The organism is Pseudoalteromonas sp. S1650, assembly GCF_005887195.1.
Lineage (GTDB): Bacteria > Pseudomonadota > Gammaproteobacteria > Enterobacterales > Alteromonadaceae > Pseudoalteromonas > Pseudoalteromonas simplex.
In genome coordinates this window covers 1-608 of record NZ_PNDF01000138.1, presented here as the reverse complement: position 1 = coordinate 608, position 608 = coordinate 1, and the positions used below count along the sequence as shown (strand labels likewise).

The window sequence follows — 608 nt, the reverse complement described above, 5'->3', positions numbered from 1 at the left end:
AAAGTAGACACCTTTTTGGAGTCAGTAATCATGAAAGTAAAGTCACAGCGTAGATATTCCCTCGAATTTAAAATAAAAGTCGTTCAAGAGTCGTTAGACACCACAGATACAGTTAAGATGGTCGCTAATAAATACGGAATTCATCCTGACATGCTATCAAGTTGGAGAAGTCACATGACCTCGAAAAAGAAAACGGCAAAGCCACTAAAGAACCAAGGCCCTGACAAATCATACACAGATTTAGAACGCCAAATTCGCAAGCTTGAGAAGCAACTCGAAGATGCTCAGTTGGAGAATGACGTTTTAAAAAAGGCGAAGGTCTACTTCGACAGCCTAAAAGAATAAGGTTCGAATATATCCACAAGGTCACAGACGCCAAACGCACAGTGAAGAAGTTGTGCAGTTGGTTATCTGTGTCGCCGGCTGGGTATTATAAATGGTTAAAGCAATTACCTAGCACACGCCATAAAGAGAACAGTTCGTTACTGAAATTTCTAAAGCATGTCAGCGACCAAGAGCACTGCATTCCTGGTTATAGAAAGCTTTGGGAGGCAGCGGTAGCGCATGGCTTTGATTGCAGTAAGGGACGTGTGCAGAGACTATTACAA

The 608-nt window shown here is 42.1% G+C and carries 1 protein-coding gene and 1 pseudogene; both read left to right on the top strand.

The genetic code is table 11. The annotated features are described in order from the left end of the window. The coding region (locus tag CWB80_RS21860) for a transposase (RefSeq protein WP_212751496.1) at positions 1-345 on the top strand (345 nt) is incomplete at its 5' end. Between the two features lie 41 nt (positions 346-386). Continuing rightward, a pseudogene (locus CWB80_RS22755) lies at positions 387-608 on the top strand (IS3-like element ISSse1 family transposase); the annotation flags it as partial.